This window comes from Anaerostipes sp. CAG:276 (genome assembly GCF_000432215.1).
Taxonomy (GTDB): Bacteria; Bacillota; Clostridia; order Lachnospirales; family Lachnospiraceae; genus Anaerostipes; species Anaerostipes caccae.
Genome location: NZ_FR889177.1, coordinates 43,790 through 62,718, shown reverse-complemented (window position 1 = coordinate 62,718; position 18,929 = coordinate 43,790). Strand labels below are relative to the sequence as shown.

General features: G+C 46.5%; 18 protein-coding genes. 17 read left to right on the top strand and 1 reads right to left on the bottom strand.

Features of this window, described 5'->3' with window-relative positions; genetic code table 11:
- Nucleotides 1-51: 51 nt before the first annotated feature.
- The 4 genes from QVP35_RS02900 to QVP35_RS02885 all read left to right on the top strand — a co-directional run bounded on the left by QVP35_RS02900 (nt 52) and on the right by QVP35_RS02885 (nt 4,271).
- Nucleotides 52-477 (top strand): putative ABC transporter permease, encoded by a 426-nt coding sequence (locus QVP35_RS02900; protein ID WP_009289485.1) that lies wholly within the window; start codon nt 52-54, stop codon nt 475-477.
- 215 nt (nt 478-692) lie between these two features.
- Nucleotides 693-1,427, top strand: a complete 735-nt coding sequence (locus QVP35_RS02895) for an ankyrin repeat domain-containing protein (RefSeq protein WP_006566730.1) — start codon at nt 693-695, stop codon at nt 1,425-1,427.
- 15 nt (nt 1,428-1,442) lie between these two features.
- Nucleotides 1,443-3,563, top strand: a complete 2,121-nt coding sequence (locus QVP35_RS02890) for a DNA topoisomerase III (RefSeq protein ID WP_006566731.1) — start codon at nt 1,443-1,445, stop codon at nt 3,561-3,563.
- A 21-nt stretch (nt 3,564-3,584) separates the two neighbouring features.
- Nucleotides 3,585-4,271 (top strand): SanA/YdcF family protein, encoded by a 687-nt coding sequence (locus QVP35_RS02885; RefSeq protein WP_006566732.1) that lies wholly within the window; start codon nt 3,585-3,587, stop codon nt 4,269-4,271.
- Between the two features lie 75 nt (nt 4,272-4,346).
- Here QVP35_RS02885 and QVP35_RS02880 read toward each other — a convergent pair whose 3' ends face one another.
- A complete protein-coding gene (locus tag QVP35_RS02880) occupies nt 4,347-5,564 on the bottom strand; it encodes an argininosuccinate synthase (RefSeq protein ID WP_006566733.1) in 1,218 nt (405 codons plus the stop codon).
- A 283-nt stretch (nt 5,565-5,847) separates the two neighbouring features.
- On the opposite strand from QVP35_RS02880, the gene argC reads away from it, so the two are divergent.
- The 13 genes from argC (at nt 5,848) to holA (ending at nt 18,845) form a co-directional block, all read left to right on the top strand.
- Entirely contained in the window at nt 5,848-6,888 is a 1,041-nt protein-coding gene (gene argC / locus QVP35_RS02875) for an N-acetyl-gamma-glutamyl-phosphate reductase (RefSeq protein ID WP_022260774.1), read from the top strand.
- Nucleotides 6,889-6,911: 23 nt separating this feature from the next.
- Complete coding sequence (gene argJ / locus QVP35_RS02870; RefSeq protein WP_006566735.1) at nt 6,912-8,138, top strand: bifunctional ornithine acetyltransferase/N-acetylglutamate synthase; 1,227 nt, start codon at nt 6,912-6,914, stop codon at nt 8,136-8,138.
- Between the two features lie 11 nt (nt 8,139-8,149).
- The gene (gene argB / locus QVP35_RS02865; RefSeq protein ID WP_006566736.1) at nt 8,150-9,034 is read left to right on the top strand and encodes an acetylglutamate kinase; all 885 of its coding nucleotides are present in this window, start codon (nt 8,150-8,152) and stop codon (nt 9,032-9,034) included.
- Between the two features lie 9 nt (nt 9,035-9,043).
- Nucleotides 9,044-10,225, top strand: coding sequence for an aspartate aminotransferase family protein (locus QVP35_RS02860; protein WP_006566737.1), 1,182 nt, complete (start codon nt 9,044-9,046; stop codon nt 10,223-10,225).
- 60 nt (nt 10,226-10,285) lie between these two features.
- Complete coding sequence (locus QVP35_RS02855) at nt 10,286-10,723, top strand: DMT family transporter (protein ID WP_006566738.1); 438 nt, start codon at nt 10,286-10,288, stop codon at nt 10,721-10,723.
- 109 nt (nt 10,724-10,832) lie between these two features.
- Nucleotides 10,833-11,402, top strand: coding sequence for a helix-hairpin-helix domain-containing protein (locus QVP35_RS02850; RefSeq protein WP_009289492.1), 570 nt, complete (start codon nt 10,833-10,835; stop codon nt 11,400-11,402).
- Nucleotides 11,403-11,416: 14 nt separating this feature from the next.
- The gene (locus tag QVP35_RS02845) at nt 11,417-12,103 is read left to right on the top strand and encodes a response regulator transcription factor (protein ID WP_006566740.1); all 687 of its coding nucleotides are present in this window, start codon (nt 11,417-11,419) and stop codon (nt 12,101-12,103) included.
- 28 nt (nt 12,104-12,131) lie between these two features.
- Nucleotides 12,132-13,532: a sensor histidine kinase gene (locus tag QVP35_RS02840; RefSeq protein WP_006566741.1), complete on the top strand. Its 1,401-nt coding sequence runs from the start codon at nt 12,132-12,134 to the stop codon at nt 13,530-13,532.
- Nucleotides 13,533-13,546: 14 nt separating this feature from the next.
- Complete coding sequence (locus QVP35_RS02835; RefSeq protein WP_009289495.1) at nt 13,547-14,065, top strand: GerMN domain-containing protein; 519 nt, start codon at nt 13,547-13,549, stop codon at nt 14,063-14,065.
- A gap of 2 nt (nt 14,066-14,067) precedes the next feature.
- Nucleotides 14,068-16,338 (top strand): DNA internalization-related competence protein ComEC/Rec2, encoded by a 2,271-nt coding sequence (locus QVP35_RS02830; protein ID WP_022260773.1) that lies wholly within the window; start codon nt 14,068-14,070, stop codon nt 16,336-16,338.
- Nucleotides 16,335-16,976 (top strand): nucleotidyltransferase family protein, encoded by a 642-nt coding sequence (locus QVP35_RS02825; protein WP_006566744.1) that lies wholly within the window; start codon nt 16,335-16,337, stop codon nt 16,974-16,976. The genes QVP35_RS02830 and QVP35_RS02825 overlap by 4 nt, the downstream gene beginning before the upstream one ends.
- On the top strand, nt 16,957-17,865 hold the full coding sequence (locus tag QVP35_RS02820) for a selenium metabolism-associated LysR family transcriptional regulator (protein WP_006566745.1): 909 nt from the start codon (nt 16,957-16,959) through the stop codon (nt 17,863-17,865). The genes QVP35_RS02825 and QVP35_RS02820 overlap by 20 nt, the downstream gene beginning before the upstream one ends.
- Nucleotides 17,865-18,845, top strand: a complete 981-nt coding sequence (holA, locus tag QVP35_RS02815; RefSeq protein WP_006566746.1) for a DNA polymerase III subunit delta — start codon at nt 17,865-17,867, stop codon at nt 18,843-18,845. Before QVP35_RS02820 ends, holA begins: the two co-directional genes overlap by 1 nt.
- Nucleotides 18,846-18,929: the final 84 nt, after the last annotated feature.

Here is an 18,929-nt window from a genome sequence, read left to right as displayed (position 1 = left end):
GTATATCAAAACCCGGCATCGCACACAATATTTAAAAAACGGGTGAATAGAATGGAACGAAGATTAAAAATAGAAAAGCATTTAATTTTATTTGTTTTGGGCGGGATGGGATATTTCTTCCTGGAAGTTTTAGTGAGGGGATATTCCCATTATACGATGTTCCTGTGCGGAGGAGCCTGTTTTTTGTGCATCGGGCTTTTAAACGAGAGTGTAAAGATCAAGATGAGCTTTGTAAGCCAGATGGTTCTCTCTACGTTTATTATCACAGGGCTTGAGCTGATCACGGGGCTGATCGTTAACGTATGGCTTGGCTGGGATATTTGGGATTACTCTGATCTGCCATATAATTTTAAAGGGCAGATCTGCCTTTTGTACTCGGTGCTCTGGTTTTTTGCGTCCAGCGTGGCGATTGTCATGGATGATTTTTTAAGGTATAAACTGTTTCATGAAGAAAAACCTCATTACAAAATCCTTTGATTCTTTCCAGCAGTCAGAAGGAGGCTGTCTTGCCTTCTTCTGATCATATTTTGGGCAGACATCAGGCTCTTTTTATGATATTATTGTCAGGAAAGTATAGGCAGGGTGGAATTGCGGTGAACCGATTTCTTATCAAACTATAATAAAATCATAAGTATTTTCATAAGAATTAGCCAGAAAGAGTTTTATATAATGGTAGCTGCGAGGTGATTCTTATGAAAAAAATACCGACAGTACATAAAAAATTGGCAGCTGTCCTGCTGTTTGTCTTATTGGTGGGCTGTTTTCTGACGGGTGTTCTATATATATCCGGAAAAAAAACAGCCAAAAAATCTGTATATAAAAATGGAACGGTCCAATACAATATTTTCTATAATAACAAGGAAGAAATCAGACGGATGGTAAAGCAGGGCTTTGATCTGAATGACCCTGATCAATCTGCAGCCAATACCCCTCTGCTTATGGCGATTGATGCTCTCGACCGGAACCGGATGTACGGTATGGTGGAATTTTTGATCGGGCAGGGGGCAGAAGTGAATGCGGATTATTCTGCAGAAAATGATATTGTCTTTCGCCGCAGGACTCCGCTCTATGAGGCCATCTCCTTCGGAGACCGAAAGCTGCTCAGTCAGCTTTTGAAGGCCGGGGCAGATGCGGCTTATCAGGATAAAGACGGGACAACGCCGCTGATGTTTGCCTGCTATATGGCAAATGGAAACGTAGATCAAAACTCGGTGGATATCATCCGGAGTCTTCTGTATGCTGGTGCTGATCCGTCTGCCGTAAATAAAGACGGAAAAACAGCCGAGGACTATTTTGAAATGGGACGAAAGAACATAGAAGCCGAGATGAAAAACAGCCGCTTAACCGACGAAGAGAAGAAACAGAGCCGGCGGTATCTGGGAAAGATCCGGGTTCTGCTGGACCGTGCGGTCGTCAGCCGGCGATAGAAATGAGGATGGAAAATGAAAAAACAATTAGTAATCGCAGAGAAACCTTCGGTGGCAAGGGATATCGCCAGAGTTTTGGGATGCAGGCAGAAGGGATCTTCCTTTATGGAGGGGGATCAGTACATCGTGACCTGGGCACTGGGTCATCTGGTGACTCTGGCAGATCCGGAACAGTATGGGAATCAGTATAAGCAGTGGAGCATGGATACCCTTCCGATGATGCCAAAACAGTGGAAACTCGTGGTGATCGGGAAGACGTCCAGACAGTTTCAGTCTGTCAAAAAGCTGATCTTCAGGGAGGATGTGTCAGATATTATCATCGCGACAGATGCGGGGCGCGAGGGCGAACTGGTGGCCCGGTGGATTCTCTTAAAAGCAGGGAATAAAAAGCCGGTAAAACGGCTGTGGATTTCATCGGTCACGGACAAAGCTATCCGGGAGGGATTTTCGAGGCTGAAACCGGGAAAAGAATATGAAAACCTTTATCACGCGGCTGTGGCAAGGGCAGAGGCGGACTGGATGGTAGGAATCAATGCAACGAGGGCACTGACCTGCAAGTATAACGCCCAATTATCCTGCGGCAGGGTACAGACTCCTACGCTTGCCATGATCGCGGAAAGAGAAGAGGAGATCCGCAGTTTCCGGCCGAAGAACTTTTACGGACTGAAAGCTGTCAGCCATGGCCTGACATTTACGTGGAAAGAACATAAGTCAGGGAGCAGTCAGAGTTTTGACAGGGAAAGAATAGAAAAAATAAGGAAAGCGGCGGACGGAGCACCTCTACTTGTTCAGAGGGTATCAAAAAAGCCGAAGAAAACCTATGCGCCTGCCCTCTACAATCTGACAGACCTTCAGACTGACGCAAACAAACGATTCGGATTTTCTGCCAAGCAGACGCTGAATCTGATGCAGAGTCTCTATGAGCACCACAAGGTCCTGACTTATCCGAGGACGGATTCCAGATATCTGACTGCCGACATGGCAGATACCATAAAAGAGCGTCTGAAAGCCGTGAGTGTGGGCCCATACAAGCAGTGGACCGCAAAGCTTATGACAAAACCGGTCAAGGCCTCGGCTTCGTTTATCGATGACGGCAGGGTATCGGACCATCATGCTATCATTCCGACAGAACAGCCGGTATTTCTGAGTGATATGAGTTTTGAGGAGCGGAAGATATTTGATCTGGTAGTGAAACGTTTTCTCGCTGTTTTGTCACCGGCCTGTGAATATGAGCAGACGTCTGTTTCCGGAAAAATCCAGGGAGAGACATTTGAGGCAAGAGGAACGGTCATGGTCAAAGCCGGATGGAAAGATCTTTATCGGGAAGAGGACGACAAAGATGATTCCCTGCCTCAGGAAAAACTAAAAATCTTCAAAGAGGGTATGAATGTGAAGGTGAACTCTTTAAAGATCACGGAAGGGAAGACCAGTCCGCCTGCCCGGTATACGGAAGGAACCCTGATTTCCAAAATGGAGCGGCAGGGCCTGGGCACGGTGGCCACCAGAGCGGATATTATTGAAAAGCTGTTTTCCAGTTTCCTTCTTGAAAAGAATGGGAATGAAGTTACGGTTACTGCAAAGGCAAAGCAGCTCTTAAAGCTGGTTCCGGAGGACTTAAGAAAAGCAGAACTGACAGCCCAGTGGGAGCGCAGACTCACGGCGATTGCCGAGGGCAGGGAAGACGACAGAAAGTTCATGGGAGAAATCAGCGGTTATACGAGACAGATCATTGATGAGATCAAACATGCCGACGGAACATTCCGCCATGAAAATCTTACCCGGCAGAAGTGTCCGGAATGCGGAAAATTTATGCTGAAAGTAAAAGGGAAACACGGTACATTTCTCGTGTGTCAGGACCGGGAATGCGGATACAGAAAAACACTTTCAAGGACAACCAACGCCAGATGCCCTGTCTGCCATAAAAAGATGGAGATGGTCGGAGACGGAGATGCCCAGAAGTTTGTCTGTGTGTGCGGGCACAAAGAAAAACTCAGTGCCTTCAAAGAGCGGAAGAAAAAAGAGGGCGCCGGAGTCAGCAAAAAGGAAGTGAACCGGTATCTGAAAAAGCAGCAGAAAGAAGCACAGGAGCCGATCAATAACGCCTTTGCGGATGCATTAGCGAAGCTGAAACTTTAAAAACACAGCAAGGGGAGTGGTATGAAACAGAAGAGAAAAAGATGGAGCCGGTGGCTGAAACTGCTTTTGATCCTTATATTTGCAGGGATTCTGACTGCAGGAGGGATCAACTGGTTTATGATTCACCAGTCTAAAAAAGATATAGAAACAGCCCGTCAGCTGGCCTTGGAACAAAAAGGGAAAAAAGCAGATGCAGTTGTCGTGCTTGGGGCAAAAGTGAGAAAAGACGGCAGCATGTGCCTGATGCTGAAAGAACGTGTTGATTTAGGGATCCAGGCTTACAAACAGGGACTTGCGGACCGGATCATTATGAGCGGTGACCATGGGGCAGAAGGATATGATGAGGTCAGTACCATGAAAGCATATGCCATAAAACAGGGAATCCCGTCCGAACATATCTTTAAGGATCATGCAGGATTTTCTACCTATGAGACAATGTATCGGGCAAGAGACGTTTTTAAGGCGAAAAGTATTGTTGTGGTCACACAAAAGTATCATCTGTATCGTGCCGTCTATGATGCAAAAGCGCTGGGACTTGAGGTGAAAGGAATTTCCTGCGATAAGGCTGTCTATAAAGGAGACAAAGCAAGAAAATTCCGGGAAGCCATTGCAAGGATCAAGGATTTTGGATATACCGCAGTAAAACCGAAACCTAAGTATTTAGGAAAAGCAGTTCCGGTCAGCGGAAATGGAAATACAACGGATTAGAAAACTGCCGGGCAGCTGAAAATATACAGCTGCCCGGCAGTTTTCTAATCATCATTATTTACTTTGTACTGGCAATTAATCAGCAAGTCCCTGGTCTTTTAATGCCCTTACTTTCATTGACAGGCCGAACAGACGGATGAATCCTTCTGCGTCGTGGTGGTCATAAAGGTCACCTGTTGTAAAGCTAGCCAGTGATTCGCTGTAAAGAGTATGAGGAGAGGAAGTACCCGCTTTGATGATATTTCCTTTGTAAAGCTTGAATTTTACTTCTCCGGTCACGTCTTTATCGACGGTCTCGATGAAAGACTGTAAGCCTTCTCTCAGAGGACAGAACCATTTTCCTTCATAGACAAGATCGGCAAATTTACCAGCAACGATTTTCTTGAACGCCATAGTATCACGGTCCAGTACAAGTTCTTCTAACTGCTGATGAGCTTCCATCAAAATTGTTCCGCCTGGAGTCTCATAGACACCGCGGGATTTCATGCCGACTACACGGTTTTCAACGATATCGATGATACCGATGCCGTGTTTTCCGCCTAATTCATTTAATTTACGGATGATATCGGAAGCCTTCATCTTTTCTCCGTTAACGGATACCGGAGCGCCGGATTCAAATCCGATCGTTACATATTCTCCTTCTTCCGGAGCCTGTTCCGGAGAATTTCCCAATACAAGCAAGTGATTGTAGTCGGGCTCTACCGCCGGGTCTTCTAATTCCAGGCCTTCATGGCTGATGTGCCATAAGTTCCGGTCACGGCTGTAACTGTTTTCTGCAGAGAACGGAAGGTCAATACCGTGGTCTTTGCAGTACTGGATCTCATCTTCACGGGAATCCATCTTCCATGTGTCCAGCTCACGCCATGGGGCGATGATCTTGATGTCCGGAGCCAGTGCCATGATGGATAACTCAAAACGGATCTGGTCGTTTCCTTTACCGGTAGCGCCGTGGCAGATCGCAACAGCACCTTCTTTTCTCGCAACTTCCACGAGTTTTTTAGCGATAACCGGACGGGCGAAGGATGTACCTAATAAATATTTGTTTTCGTAAACCGCATCGGCTTTGACCGTTGGGATCACATAGTCGTCAACGAATTCGTCAACAACATCTTCTATATATAACCTTGTGGCTCCGGAAAGCTTTGCCCGCTCTTCCAGACCGTCTAATTCATTTCCCTGTCCGACATCCACGCAGCAGCAGATGACTTCATAATCATAGTTTTCTTTTAACCATGGAATAATCGCGGTGGTGTCCAGCCCGCCGGAGTATGCCAAAACAACTTTTTCTTTCATTCTTGTTCCTCCTCATATAGTTCATACCATCAGATTTTTATCTGTGTTCTATCCAATAATATACGGGATAACAGGAGAAGATGCAAGGACTTTTTCATATAATAATGCATAAAATTTCAAAATAAATGAATATACACAGCAATAAATGAATAAATATTCATAATCCTTTTACGGTGAAAAGATTTAAAAACTCTGATTTATCGGTAAAAAAGGTGTTGCATATTACATTACAGAGATGTATAATTATAAACAATTCGTAAACGCAGGAAAAGAGGAGAATTTTATGATAAAAGCAGGAATTATAGGATCTACGGGTTATGCCGGACAGGAACTGGTCCGTCTGCTGATGCAGCACAAGGATGCAGAGATTGTTTGGTACGGCTCCAGAAGCTACATAGATCAAAAGTATTATGAGGTCTTCCATAATATGTTCGAGATCGTGGATGCCGACTGTATGGATGACAATATGGATGAACTGGCAGAGAAAGCGGATGTGATTTTTACGGCGACCCCGCAGGGATTGTGCAGTTCCCTCGTCTCAGAAGAAGTTTTGTCTAAGACAAAGATCATTGATTTAAGTGCAGACTTCAGAATCAAGGACGCCGACCGATATGAAGAGTGGTATGGGATCAGGCACCCCAGCAGGGAATTTATAAAAGAAGCAGTCTACGGCCTGTGTGAGATCAACAGGGAAGATGTAAAGAAAGCCAGACTGATCGCCAACCCGGGCTGTTATCCGACTTGTTCTATTTTATCCATTTATCCGCTGGCAAAAGAGGGACTGATCGATATGAATACCGTCATCATCGATGCCAAGTCCGGAACCTCCGGGGCGGGAAGGGGCGCAAAGGTCAACAACCTGTACTGTGAAGTCAATGAAAACATCAAAGCCTATGGAGTGGCATCCCACAGGCACACGCCGGAGATCGAGGATCAGCTCGGCTATGCGTGCGGACAGCCGGTGGTACTGAATTTCACTCCGCACCTGGTTCCGATGAACCGGGGAATCCTGGTGACAGCCTACGCTTCCTTAAAAGAAGAAGTTACATATGAACAGGTAAAAGATATTTACGATTCCTATTATAAAGAAGAAACATTTGTCAGAGTGCTTCCCGAGGGCGTATGTCCGGAGACCAGATGGGTAGAGGGCAGCAATTATGTAGATGTGAATTTTAAGATTGATCCGAGAACGAACCGGGTGATCATGATGGGTGCTATGGATAATCTGGTGAAAGGAGCGGCTGGTCAGGCGGTCCAGAATATGAACCTGATGTTCGGACTCGATGAGACAGAGGGGCTTAATCTGGTTCCAATGTTCCCGTAGGAGATGGAAAAGGAGATATATTTATGAAGATATTAGACGGAGGGGTGACATCCCCGAAAGGTTTTTTGGCAGCAGGACTTCGTGCAGGAATTAAGCCCGGAAAAACCAACAAAGACATGGCTATGATTTTAAGTGAAGAGCCCGCGGCTGTGGCAGGGACATTTACGAGAAATGTTGTGAAGGCAGCTCCGGTGCTCTGGGGACAAAAACTGGTGAAGGACCAGGAGACGGTCCGGGCAGTGGTTATCAATACGGGGATCGCAAATGCCTGTACCGGTGAAAAAGGTTATGACAATACGGTCAGGACAGCGGAAATGGCAGCGTCAGAGCTCGGTGTTTTAAAAGAAGAAGTTTTAGTGAGCTCTACCGGAGTGATCGGTCAGCAGCTTCCGATGGAAGCCATCGAAAAGGGAATCAGGCTTTTGGTTCCTGAGTTAAGGCATGACCGGCAGAGCAGCCGGGATGCGGCGGAGGCGATCCTCACCACCGATACGAAGACAAAAGAGGCAGCAGTTTCCGTGGAACTCTCAGGCACGGAGGTGACCGTTGGGGGCATCTGCAAGGGCTCCGGCATGATCCATCCCAACATGGGAACCATGCTCGGTTTTATCACCACAGACACCGCCATCGAAAAGACATTGCTGTTAGAACTCCAGAGAGAACTGATTGAGGATACTTTCAACATGATTTCTGTGGACGGAGATACGTCCACCAATGACACCGTATTTGTGCTGGCAAACGGAATGGCCGGAAACACAAGGATCACAGAGAAAAATGAGGACTATGAGACTTTTAAAAAGGCCCTGCTCTATGTAAACCGGGAGCTTGCCAAAAAGATTGCCGGAGACGGTGAGGGCTGTACAAAGTTATTTGAAGTTCAGGTACACCATGCACCGGATAAGGCTTGTGCCAAAACCCTGAGCAAGGCAGTAGTCACATCCAGCCTCACAAAGGCGGCCATTTACGGAAAAGACGCAAACTGGGGAAGAATCCTCTGTGCCATGGGATATTCGGGAGCGGCGTTTGACCCGCTGAAAGTGGATATCTCATTTGAGAGCAAAAAAGGAAGTCTTGCCATCGTAAAGGATGGGGTTGCCACAGATTATTCGGAAGATGCGGCTACGGAAATTTTATCCGAAGATGCAGTGACAGCGGTGATCGACATCCGCAGCGGAGAAGAGGCGGCCACGGCGTGGGGCTGTGACCTGACCCATGAATATGTATCTATCAACGCAGATTACAGGAGTTAAGGAGAGAAATTATGGACGAAAAGATGTTGGAAGAAGAATCATTAAAAGCAAAGGTGTTGATCGAAGCTCTGCCTTATATCCGTTATTTCAGCGGAAAATATGTGGTTGTCAAATATGGCGGAAGCGCCATGCTGGACGCAGATCTGCAGAAAAATGTGATCCGGGACGTGGCCCTTTTAAAATTGATCGGTATGAAGCCGATCATCGTACACGGCGGCGGCAAAGAGATCAGCAAGTGGGTGAAGCTTTCCGGAAAGGAACCTGAATTTTACAATGGACTCCGTGTCACAGACAAAGATACGATGGAGATCGCTGAGATGGTGCTGTTTAAGGTGAACCAGGAACTGGTTGCCATGATGGCCCAGCAGGGCATTAAGGCCGTCGGACTTTCCGGAAAAGACGCGGAGATGATGAAGGTTGAAAAAAAGGAAGTTCTGGGGAAAGATCTCGGCTATGTGGGAAATGTAACAGAAGTCAATACAGACCTTTTAGAGGCGCTCATTGAGGACGATTTTGTTCCGGTGATCTCTCCCATCGGACTTGGGGAGGATTACGAGGGCTATAACATCAATGCGGATGACACGGCCTGTGCCATTGCTTCTGCTTTGAACGCAGAGAAGCTGGTTTTCCTTACGGATATTGAGGGGGTTTTCATTGACCCTGAAGATAAGAGCACACTGATCTCTGAAATGGATTTGACCCAGGCCCATGAATTCGTAGACAAAGGAGTCGTTGGCGGGGGCATGCTTCCGAAGCTTAAAAACTGTATTGAGGCCATCGAAAACGGTGTTGCAAGAGTGCATATTCTGGACGGACGCCTGGATCACTGTCTGCTGCTTGAGTTCTTTACACAAAAAGGTATCGGAACGGCGATCTTAAAAGATCCGATTTTTTAGGAGGAGAACATGAATCATTTTATAGAAGACGGAGAAGCATACATATTAAAGACTTACAACCGTTTTCCCGTGGTTTTAGACCGCGGGGACGGCGTAAACTTATATGATACCGACGGGAAAGAATATCTGGATTTTGGGGCAGGGATCGCTGTTTTCGCATTGGGGTACGGAAACAGGGAATACAATGATGCTTTGAAAGTCCAGATCGACAAACTGATCCATACGTCGAACCTGTATTACAATGTGCCCTCGATTGAGGCTGCAAAAAAAATCGTGGAAGCCGCGAAGATGAAAAGAGTATTCTTTACCAACAGCGGTACAGAGGCCATCGAGGGAGCGCTGAAAGTCGCAAGGAAATACAAATATCAGGAGGACCCGGACAAGGAATATGAATTCATTGCAATGAAGCAGTCCTTCCACGGCAGAAGCCAGGGGGCCCTGTCTGTGACAGGCAATGAAAAGTATCAGGAAGGCTTTGTGCCGAAGGAATTCCGTGCGGTGTTTGCCGAATTCAATGATCTTTCCGATGTGGCTTCCAAGGTGACGGATAAGACCTGCGGCATCATCTGCGAGGTGGTACAGGGAGAAGGAGGCATTTATCCTGCCGACCCTGAATTTTTAAAGGGTTTAAGGGAACTCTGTGATGAGCATGACCTTCTGCTGATCTTTGACGAGATCCAGTGCGGCATGGGACGGTGCGGTTCTATGTTTGCCCATGATCTCTATGGAGTAAAACCGGACATACTGACCCTTGCCAAGGCCCTTGGATGCGGTATTCCTGTGGGTGCATTTGTCGCAGGTGAAAAAGCAGACGGGGTTTTAGTGCCCGGAGACCACGGAACGACTTATGGGGGGAATCCTCTGGCGGGAGCAGCGGTTAATGCTGTCTTTGACCAGTTTGAAAAGCTTGATCTGGTCGCACATGTCCGGGAAGTGGGCGGCTATCTGTGGGACAAACTCGAAGAACTGAAAAATGAGTTCAGTTTTATCACTGCCCACAGAGGCATCGGACTGATGCAGGGACTGGAGTTTTCGGAAGAGAAACAGGCCGGGCAGATTGTATCGAAGGCTCTGTCCAACGGACTGATTCTTATCTCTGCCGGAAACAATGTTTTGAGGTTTGTACCGCCCCTTGTCATTGAAAAGGAACATGTGGATATGATGACTGAAAAGCTCAGAGCCTCTTTTTAAATGTATAATCAAAAACTTCCAGGGATAAACTATGGGTAACAAATCTTTGGAGGTTTTTTTATGATTGGATTTATAATAGCATTAGTATCAGGTGCCCTGATGAGTATTCAGGGTGTATTTAACACCGAAGTTTCAAAGCAGACCGGATTGTGGACAGCCAGTTCTTTCGTGCAGTTTACCGGACTGCTGACCTGCCTTGCCGTCTGGATCTTTGCGGAAAGGGATCAGAGTTTTTTAAGTCTCATGAAAGTGTCGCCGAAATATGTGCTCCTGGGAGGAGTCATGGGTGCGGGCATTACCTTTACGGTGATCAAGAGCATCGGTTTACTCGGACCGGCAAAATCTGCCATGCTGATTGTGGCTGCACAGCTGATTGTCTCATACCTGATCGAGGTTTTCGGACTGTTTGGGGTCGAAAAAACAGGGTTTCAGTGGATGAAGCTTGCGGGCGTCGTATTGTTTGTTGCAGGCATCTTAATTTTTAAATGGAAATCATAGGGCTCTCCTGAAAGATGTCCTTGTAAAAATGAGGCAGATTAGTTACAATAGCAATAGAGATTTTACGCATGGTTAGATGGCGCTTTGTACAGTTAAGGAGGTCCTTAGATTGTATAGAGCAAAAAAGTTATGTATGACCGGTATTCTGCTTCTGACATTCTGCATCGCGGGATGTGCACAGAAGTCCGGAATGGAGATAAATGATGGGTCCGAGCCCCAAAGAACCGAAAAAGCTTCTGAGAAGGAGAAGATCTGCGTCTATGTCTGCGGCAGCGTGAAGAAACCTGGAGTTTATGAACTTCCGGAGGACGCAAGGATTGTCTCCGCCATCGCTTTGGCAGGAGGATTTACGAAGGATGCCTCAGCCGCAGGTGTCAATCAGGCAGAACGGATCAAAGACGGGCAGCAGATTTACGTGCCTTCGAAAAAGGAAGCCGGGAAGAAGGAAGATACATCTTCACCGACTGGAGGTTCCGGGACTCAGGACAAAAGGGTGAACTTAAACAGTGCATCCAGAGAAGAGCTGATGACCCTTACAGGGATCGGAGAGGCCAAAGCTTCCGACATTATTTCTTACAGAGAAGAAAACGGAGGCTTTGAAAAGCCGGAGGATATCATGAAGATCCGGGGAATCAAACAGGGCATCTACCGTAAAATCAAAGACATGATAACAGTTTAGTTTGAGGTGAAAATATGAAAAAGGTACTGGTTGTTGATGACGAAAAATTGATAGTAAAAGGAATCAAGTTCAGCCTTGAGCAGGATGAGATGGAGGTAGACTGTGCCTATGACGGAGAGGAAGCCCTGGGACTTGCAAAGGAAAATCAATACGATATCATCCTTCTGGATGTGATGCTTCCTAAGCTTACGGGATATGAAGTGTGTCAGGCCATCAGGGAGTTTTCGACCGTACCGATTATCATGCTGACAGCAAAGGGCGACGACATGGATAAGATCCTCGGACTTGAGTACGGCGCGGATGATTACGTAACCAAGCCGTTTAATATTCTGGAAGTGAAGGCGCGGATCAAGGCCATTTTAAGGAGAAGTGTCAGCCACGCTGCTCCGGCAGAGACACCGAAGGTGATCGAGAGCCGCGGATTAAAGATTGATTGTGACAGCCGCAGAGTCCATATCAACGGCAAAGAGGTTAACTTGACGGCGAAAGAGTTTGACTTGCTGGAACTGCTCGTGTTCCATCCGAATAAAGTATACAGCAGAGAAGATTTGCTGAACACTGTTTGGGGGTATGATTATCCGGGTGATGCCAGGACCGTGGATGTCCATATCAGGCGTCTGCGTGAAAAAATCGAAGTAAATCCGGGAGTTCCAGACTATGTACATACTAAATGGGGGGTAGGTTATTATTTCCAAGCATAAGAAGGACAGATTCTCCTACTTTAAGAGCATGCAGTTCCTCATTTTTATGTCAGTGCTGGTGATCACGGTATTCGTGGTGGTGCTGTTCAGCAAGCTTTTAAACGACTCCTACAGCGAGAAGGCAGAACAGCAGAAGATCGATGGAATTGTAAGCCAGTGTCAGTGGCTGGCTGGTCAGGTTGTCGGAGTGGATTTTTTGATTGATGACAGCTCCAACTCTATTTCCAACCAGACCAATGAACTGGCGGCGGGCCTGCATGGACGGATTATTGTCGTAAAGAGTAATTATAAAATAGTAAAAGACACAATGACAGATTATCAGGATAAGTTTTATATCTCTGACGAACTGCTGAACGTCATGAAAGGAAATAAGAAACGCATTGTCTCCGAGGTGGGCAGCAATGTAGAGATCATGATTCCGATCATGAACAAAGGGAACAGGAAAAAGAAGGTACTGGGAAGTGTCATCGCAACGATTCCGAAGAGCGATATTGTCGCTGTGTCCAATGAGATGAAGCAGCAGAGGAATATGCTGGTGGTGGCGTTTATCATCTGCGGTATGTCCGCCGGGGCGCTGCTGAGCTACTGGCTTACAAAAGACTACCGTAAGATTCAAAAGGATCTGGATTTTATTTCTTCCGGACATGAAGATGAGATGATCAGCGTCGTGGGATGCACCGAAGTTAAAAACATGGTTACGGCCATGAATGAGATTCTTGCCAAGGCACAGGTTCTTGAGAATTCACGTCAGGAATTTGTTTCCAACGTTTCTCATGAACTGAAGACGCCTATGACTTCCATGAAAGTTCTGGCCGATTCCCTTCTTCAGCAGGGAGAGACGGTGCCGGCGGAACTCTACCGTGAATTTATGAATGATATTGTGGCTGAGATCGACCGGGAGAATGTAATCATATCGGACCTTTTATCTCTGGTTAAACTGGATAAAAAGGCAGCTAAGCTGGAGATTTCCAGCGTCAATATCAATGAACTGCTGGAGATGATCATGAAGCGGCTGAAACCGATTGCAGGGCAGAGGAACATTGAGCTGATTCTGGAATCTTTCCGTCCGGTAACGGCCGAGATCGATGAGGTAAAGCTGACCCTGGCGCTCTCCAACCTGATTGAGAATGCAATCAAGTATAACCAGGACGACGGATGGGTGAGAGTGTCTTTAAATGCCGACCACAAATATTTTTATGTGAAGGTAGCGGATTCAGGCGTCGGCATCCCGGAAGACTGTCAGGGACAGGTGTTTGAGCGGTTCTACCGGGTAGACAAGGCCAGATCCAGAGAGACCGGAGGAACCGGTCTGGGACTTGCTATTACCAAAAATGCAGTTCTTGTCCATAACGGTGAAATCAAGCTGTACAGCAAAGAGGGAGAGGGCACTACATTTACAGTCCGAATTCCGCTCAAATATCAGGCATAAGGAGGGATACGGCGGTGAGAAAACGAACGATTTTATTATGTATCCTTCTGACGCTTTTCAGTGTGCTCATTTTCTGTGCGGGCTGTTCAAAGAAAGATGATGAGGATACACAGTCAAAAGACGGGACAGGAATTTACTACACGAACAAAACATACACGAAGCTGATCCGAAAGGACAAAGACATCGATGTCCAAATGAACAGTCAGCTGGGAGCAGAGGAACTTTTGGACGAGATGTCCAGGGTCGGCAGGAACAGCAAGTATAAGACAGCCATTCCGGAAGATATCAACATCAGCAATGTGACTGTTTCCAACAATATTGCCTACGTGGATTTTTCGGTTGGATATAAGAAGATTGAACCGAATGAAGATGTCATCTGCAAAGCTGCCATCGTCTATACGCTGACACAGCTGAAAGGGGTCGGATATGTGGAATTTACTGTTTCCGGGCGTCCGATCATTGATACAGACGGCAAACTGATCGGCGCGCTGAACCGGGACAGCTTTATATTCGGAGAACTTCCGATGGAGTAAAAATGAATAACAGACCATTTCTTGCAGTATTTGCAGGCTGTTGGCTTGGAGAAATCACAGCATGTCATGATGTTCGGATGGTTTTCGCAGCGCTTCTCTTTTCAGGGATATTTGTGCTCTTTTTTAAGAAACAAATTTCTGGATGGAGAAGGGCTGTTTTATTTTTCTTTGCAGGCTTTCTTGCGGGAGCACTTATGTTTGTTTATCAGAACAAAAGGTTCACCCGGCAGGAAAATGTGTTAAAAGGCTCTGAACAGGTAAGAGCGGCGGGAACCGCAGAGTGGAAAGGGAGGACAAAGAAGAAAGAATTTCTGCTTTTATCCCATGTATATCTGCCGGACCGGCATCTATATCTGGACGGGGACGTGATGGTCTATGACGATGACTTTGGCCATATACTGCCGGGAAATAAAGTTGTGCTGACGGGAGAGCTTCTGCCTCATGAAGGGCCGTCCAATCTGGGAGAGAACGATATGAGGATCTATTATCTCTCCAGGAATATCGGATTTACGATGTTTCCGGATAAGAAGGAAATTTTGGGGCAGGAGAAAAAGTTTTGGAAGAGCAGGTTGTTCTCTTTACGGAACCGTATGTCAAAAAATCTTTCCTTGCAGTATGACGAAAAGATACGGCCCATGTTTGAGGCTATGATCCTGGGTGACAAGACGGGGATTTCCAAAGATTTGAAAGACACCTTTACCCAAAGCGGGATCGTTCATATCCTGGCTATTTCCGGCCTGCACATTTCGCTGGCAGGCGCAGGGATTTACCGCAGACTGAGAGGGGCCGGGGTTCCTGTCTGTCTGTCCGGTGCAGCCGGGCTGACCTTTGCTTTGTCTTACTGTGTCATGACCGGCATGACCGGTTCATCGAAAAGAGCCCTGTTCATGTTTTTTTTCTTCGTGCTGTCCCAGGTATGCGGACGCTCTTATGATCTGCTGTCATCCGGCGGAGCGGCAGGGCTTCTGCTTTTGCTGGAAAGTCCGTTCAGATGTTTGGATGCAGGTTTTTTGATGTCCATGGGAGCGGTGATGGCCGCCGGTATTTACCGGGAAGTGCTGCCGGCAGGAAAACAGAAAACTTTCAGGGACAGACAGATCAGGCGATTTGTCTTCTGTATCGTGGTCCAGATCATTATGACGCCGGTTCTCTTATATTTTCAGTATGAATGCTATCCTTTATCTTTTATATTTAACTTTTTGATGCTTCCTCTCGTGACAGCGGGTTTTACGGCAGGATTCCTGAGTGCTTTTCTGCCGGTTTTCCTGTTTTCTGTCCCTGCGTCTGCTTTGTTTTCGCTTGTTGTGGCAGGGACAAGTCTGTCCCGCCGCCTGCCGGTTCAGAATCTCGTCCTTGGAAAACCTTCTTTCTTGTGGATCATCGTATTTTATATGGGACTCTGTCTGCTTTATAAGACTTTGAAGAAGAGCTCTTACCATAAATATGCCTGCCTGCTGGCATGCGGCTGCTTTTTGATCTTGGGAGTGCAGAAAAAGCAGGATAAGATTTCTTTTCTGGATGTGGGACAGGGAGACTGCATCGCCCTGTCGTTAAACCGGCAGGATATGATTCTGGTGGACGGCGGAAGTTCCTCCAAACAAGATGTGGGACAGTATATCATAGCACCCTATGTAAAATCACAGGGATATCAGGCGGTCAGCGCAGCAGTCATCACCCACCTGGATTCTGACCATTATTCGGGTATCAGAGAACTTCTGCCGTCGGGGATGATCAGGCGCCTTTATCTGCCCCGGGTAAAAAAAGATCATGCATATATGGAAATAGAAAAGGAAGCCCGACAATATCACGTTTCGGTCAGTTATCTGTCCATGGGGAGTAAGTTTTCAGGGACTGACTGGTCTATGGAATGTCTGCACCCCGGGCCGGATACCGGGCTGGAGAAAAATGCCGCTTCCCTTGTGTTTCGGCTGAAGGTACGGGGTTTGAGTGTTCTTCTGACAGGAGACCTGGAGAACGAGGGGGAAGAGATGCTTGTGCAGAGCGGGATACAGCATGCTGACATATTGAAGGTGGGACATCACGGATCTAAAAACGGCACAGGAGAGGAGCTGCTCCGTCAGCTCAGGCCAAAGATTGCCATCGTTTCCGCGGGGAAAAAGAACCGATACGGGCATCCCCACCGGGAGACGGTCAGAAGGCTGAACGATTCGGGGTGCAGTATCTATGAGACTTCCAGATCAGGAATGCTCTGGTTTTCCATGGAAAGAAAGCGGTGGTATTTAAATCCCAAACTTGATATAATGAAACAATGATGAAAAAGAAGAAAATAGCAGGTATTGTCCCATGTGCAGGGCTATCGAGGAGGATGGGGGCGTTTAAGCCGCTGCTTCCGTTTGGTGACGGAACCATCATAAGCGGTACGGTCAAAAGCCTTTTGAATGCCGGTGTCAGCAAGGTCATCGTGGTGGCAGGATACCGCGCAGATGAAATTGAAGAAGAACTGGCTTCTATGAGCGGGACAGAGATCATACATAATGACAATTTTGAGCACGGAGATATGATGGAATCCGTTCAGGTGGGGATAGCCAGGGCTCTGGCCTTTGACGGCATCACGGTGGTGCCGGGGGATATGCCGATGATTGCACAAAACACATATCAGAAGCTTTTTACATGGCTCGAAGCCTCAGAGGCCTCGGTCGTTATTCCGTCCAGAAACGGTCAGAGAATTCATCCTCCGGTGATTTCGAAGGAGTGTTTTCCATATCTTTTAAGATTCAGAGAAGGAGGAGGTCTCAGGCGGGCACTGCTCCATTTCCTGGAATCTACGGTTTTGGTTACGGTGGATGACGATCCCGGGTGCATGATGGATACGGATACACCGCAGGATTATGTGAGACTGATGGAATATTACGGCAGAGTGAGGAAAAGGCATGGAATTTCGGCAGATTGAAGCTTTTATAAATGTAGTAAAGTATCAGAGTTTTTCTAAGGCGGCAAAGATTATGTTTCTTTCCCAGCCCACAGTCAGTGCCCATGTGGTTTCGCTGGAACAGGAATTATCCTGCCGTCTGTTTAACCGGACGACGAAACGGGTGGAAGTCACGGCAGATGGGGAGAGATTATATGAGTATGCCAGGAAAATGCTGGAGTTAAGAGATCAAGTATATGATGAATTCATCCGGCCGAAAGGAGAGAGGCCTTCTCTCGTACTTGCCGGGGATTCGATTGCTCTCCAGTATGTCCTGCCTGATATCTTAAAGGATTTTAAGCAGCTCCACAGGGAGGCTGACATATCTCTTGTCCAGAAGAACAGTGTGGATACGGTCAAGATGTTACTTAAAAAAGAAGCTGATCTCGGATTTCTGGGGAAACATGAAAATGTGCCGGAACTTACCTTTATCCCTTACGGGACCGATCAGCAGGTGGTAATTGCGCCAAATCAGGAAAAGTACAGGAATCTGCTGGAAAATGGCTATTCGTTTCAGGAACTGCTCAGTGAACCTTTTATTTTAAGAGAACTCACAGATGATACGGAGGAAGATGAAGACCGATTTTTAGAAGAACAAGGTGTTGATTTGAGTAAGCTTCATGTGGCTGCAAAAATCCATGATAAGGAGATCATGAAACGTTCCGTCAGTATGGGAATGGGCATCGCCGTCATGCCGCTGAAAGCGGTGGAAGAAGAGGCAAAAAGGGGAAAGCTGCTGATGTTTCATCTGGACCCCGGGAAAGCCGGGAGAACCCTTTACCTGGCTTTCCGCAAAGAAGATGAAGAGCAGACCATGATTTTAGATTTTACGGCTCTGTGCAGAAAATATAATGGAAGAGAAAGGCTTTGATGATGAAAAGAGTTTTACAGCATATAAAAGAACAGAAGTATCAGAATCTATATTTATTTTATGGAAAAGAAAAATATCTGGTGGCCCAGACGCGGGATAAGTTAAAAGAGGCGCTGATTCCATCCGGGGATACGATGAATTACTCCTATTTTGAGGGAAAAAAGACGGACATTCCGGAAATTTTAGAACTGATACAAACCATGCCATTTTTTAATGATTACCGTCTTTTGGTGCTGGATCAGACAGAACTTGGGAAGAAAAGCAATGATGATTTTTTAAATGCGCTCAAGGAAATGCCGGAGACCACCATCCTTTTGATCATTGAAGATGATGTGGACAAAAGGTCAAAAATCTACAAATACATTAACAAAGAAGGATGTGCGGTGTCTTTTGAGACGCCGAAGGAAAAGGACCTGGTCCTGTGGGTTGCGCAGATGCTGAAAAAGGAACAAAAAAAAATGACCCAGAAAGATATTCAGCTGTTTCTCTATAAGACCGGGCAGGATATGTTTACAATCAAAAATGAGCTGGAGAAATTGATTTCCTATACGAAGGGCAGAGAGGTTATTGGGGCGGAAGATCTGGAGGCCCTGACCACAGCACAGACGACGAATCAGATTTTTGTCATGCTGGAAGCCATCGCAAAAAAGCAGCGGGATACCGTTTTAAAGCTCTATTATGATCTGATCGAGCTGAAGGAATCACCTTTCGGGATACTGGCTCTGCTGGTGAGACAGTGCAATCAGCTTTTACAGACACAGTCGCTTCTGAAAGCCGGAAAATCCCAGGGAGAAATGGCGAAAGAACTGAAAGTGCCCCCATTTGTAGCGGGAAAACTGAAGCAGCAGGTGCGGTTATTTAAGAGAGAAGAACTATATGAGATGATAAAAAAATGCGCAGCCACAGACGAAGGAATCAAGACCGGAAAAATTACGGACAGGATCGGAGTGGAACTGCTGCTCGTAGAATTCAGTAAGTAAGATTAAAGCGGGAAAGCCCGCTTCAAGATTTTAAGTAATAAAAAAAGAGCTGACGGTTAGCTCTTTTTTTATAGATTCATTTTG

Bases quoted from the DNA above. Each gene is read 5' to 3' on its own strand.
- QVP35_RS02845 (WP_006566740.1), top strand. From the start codon at position 11,417: ATGAAAAAGGTACTGGTTGTTGATGACGAAAAATTGATAGTAAAAGGA.
- QVP35_RS02830 (WP_022260773.1), top strand. From the start codon at position 14,068: ATGAATAACAGACCATTTCTTGCAGTATTTGCAGGCTGTTGGCTTGGA.
- QVP35_RS02855 (WP_006566738.1), top strand. From the start codon at position 10,286: ATGATTGGATTTATAATAGCATTAGTATCAGGTGCCCTGATGAGTATT.
- QVP35_RS02885 (WP_006566732.1), top strand. From the start codon at position 3,585: ATGAAACAGAAGAGAAAAAGATGGAGCCGGTGGCTGAAACTGCTTTTG.
- argC (WP_022260774.1), top strand. From the start codon at position 5,848: ATGATAAAAGCAGGAATTATAGGATCTACGGGTTATGCCGGACAGGAA.
- QVP35_RS02890 (WP_006566731.1), top strand. From the start codon at position 1,443: ATGAAAAAACAATTAGTAATCGCAGAGAAACCTTCGGTGGCAAGGGAT.
- QVP35_RS02900 (WP_009289485.1), top strand. From the start codon at position 52: ATGGAACGAAGATTAAAAATAGAAAAGCATTTAATTTTATTTGTTTTG.
- QVP35_RS02860 (WP_006566737.1), top strand. From the start codon at position 9,044: ATGAATCATTTTATAGAAGACGGAGAAGCATACATATTAAAGACTTAC.
- QVP35_RS02895 (WP_006566730.1), top strand. From the start codon at position 693: ATGAAAAAAATACCGACAGTACATAAAAAATTGGCAGCTGTCCTGCTG.
- argJ (WP_006566735.1), top strand. From the start codon at position 6,912: ATGAAGATATTAGACGGAGGGGTGACATCCCCGAAAGGTTTTTTGGCA.
- QVP35_RS02820 (WP_006566745.1), top strand. From the start codon at position 16,957: ATGGAATTTCGGCAGATTGAAGCTTTTATAAATGTAGTAAAGTATCAG.
- QVP35_RS02840 (WP_006566741.1), top strand. From the start codon at position 12,132: ATGCAGTTCCTCATTTTTATGTCAGTGCTGGTGATCACGGTATTCGTG.
- argB (WP_006566736.1), top strand. From the start codon at position 8,150: ATGGACGAAAAGATGTTGGAAGAAGAATCATTAAAAGCAAAGGTGTTG.
- QVP35_RS02880 (WP_006566733.1), bottom strand. From the start codon at position 5,564: ATGAAAGAAAAAGTTGTTTTGGCATACTCCGGCGGGCTGGACACCACC.
- holA (WP_006566746.1), top strand. From the start codon at position 17,865: ATGATGAAAAGAGTTTTACAGCATATAAAAGAACAGAAGTATCAGAAT.
- QVP35_RS02825 (WP_006566744.1), top strand. From the start codon at position 16,335: ATGATGAAAAAGAAGAAAATAGCAGGTATTGTCCCATGTGCAGGGCTA.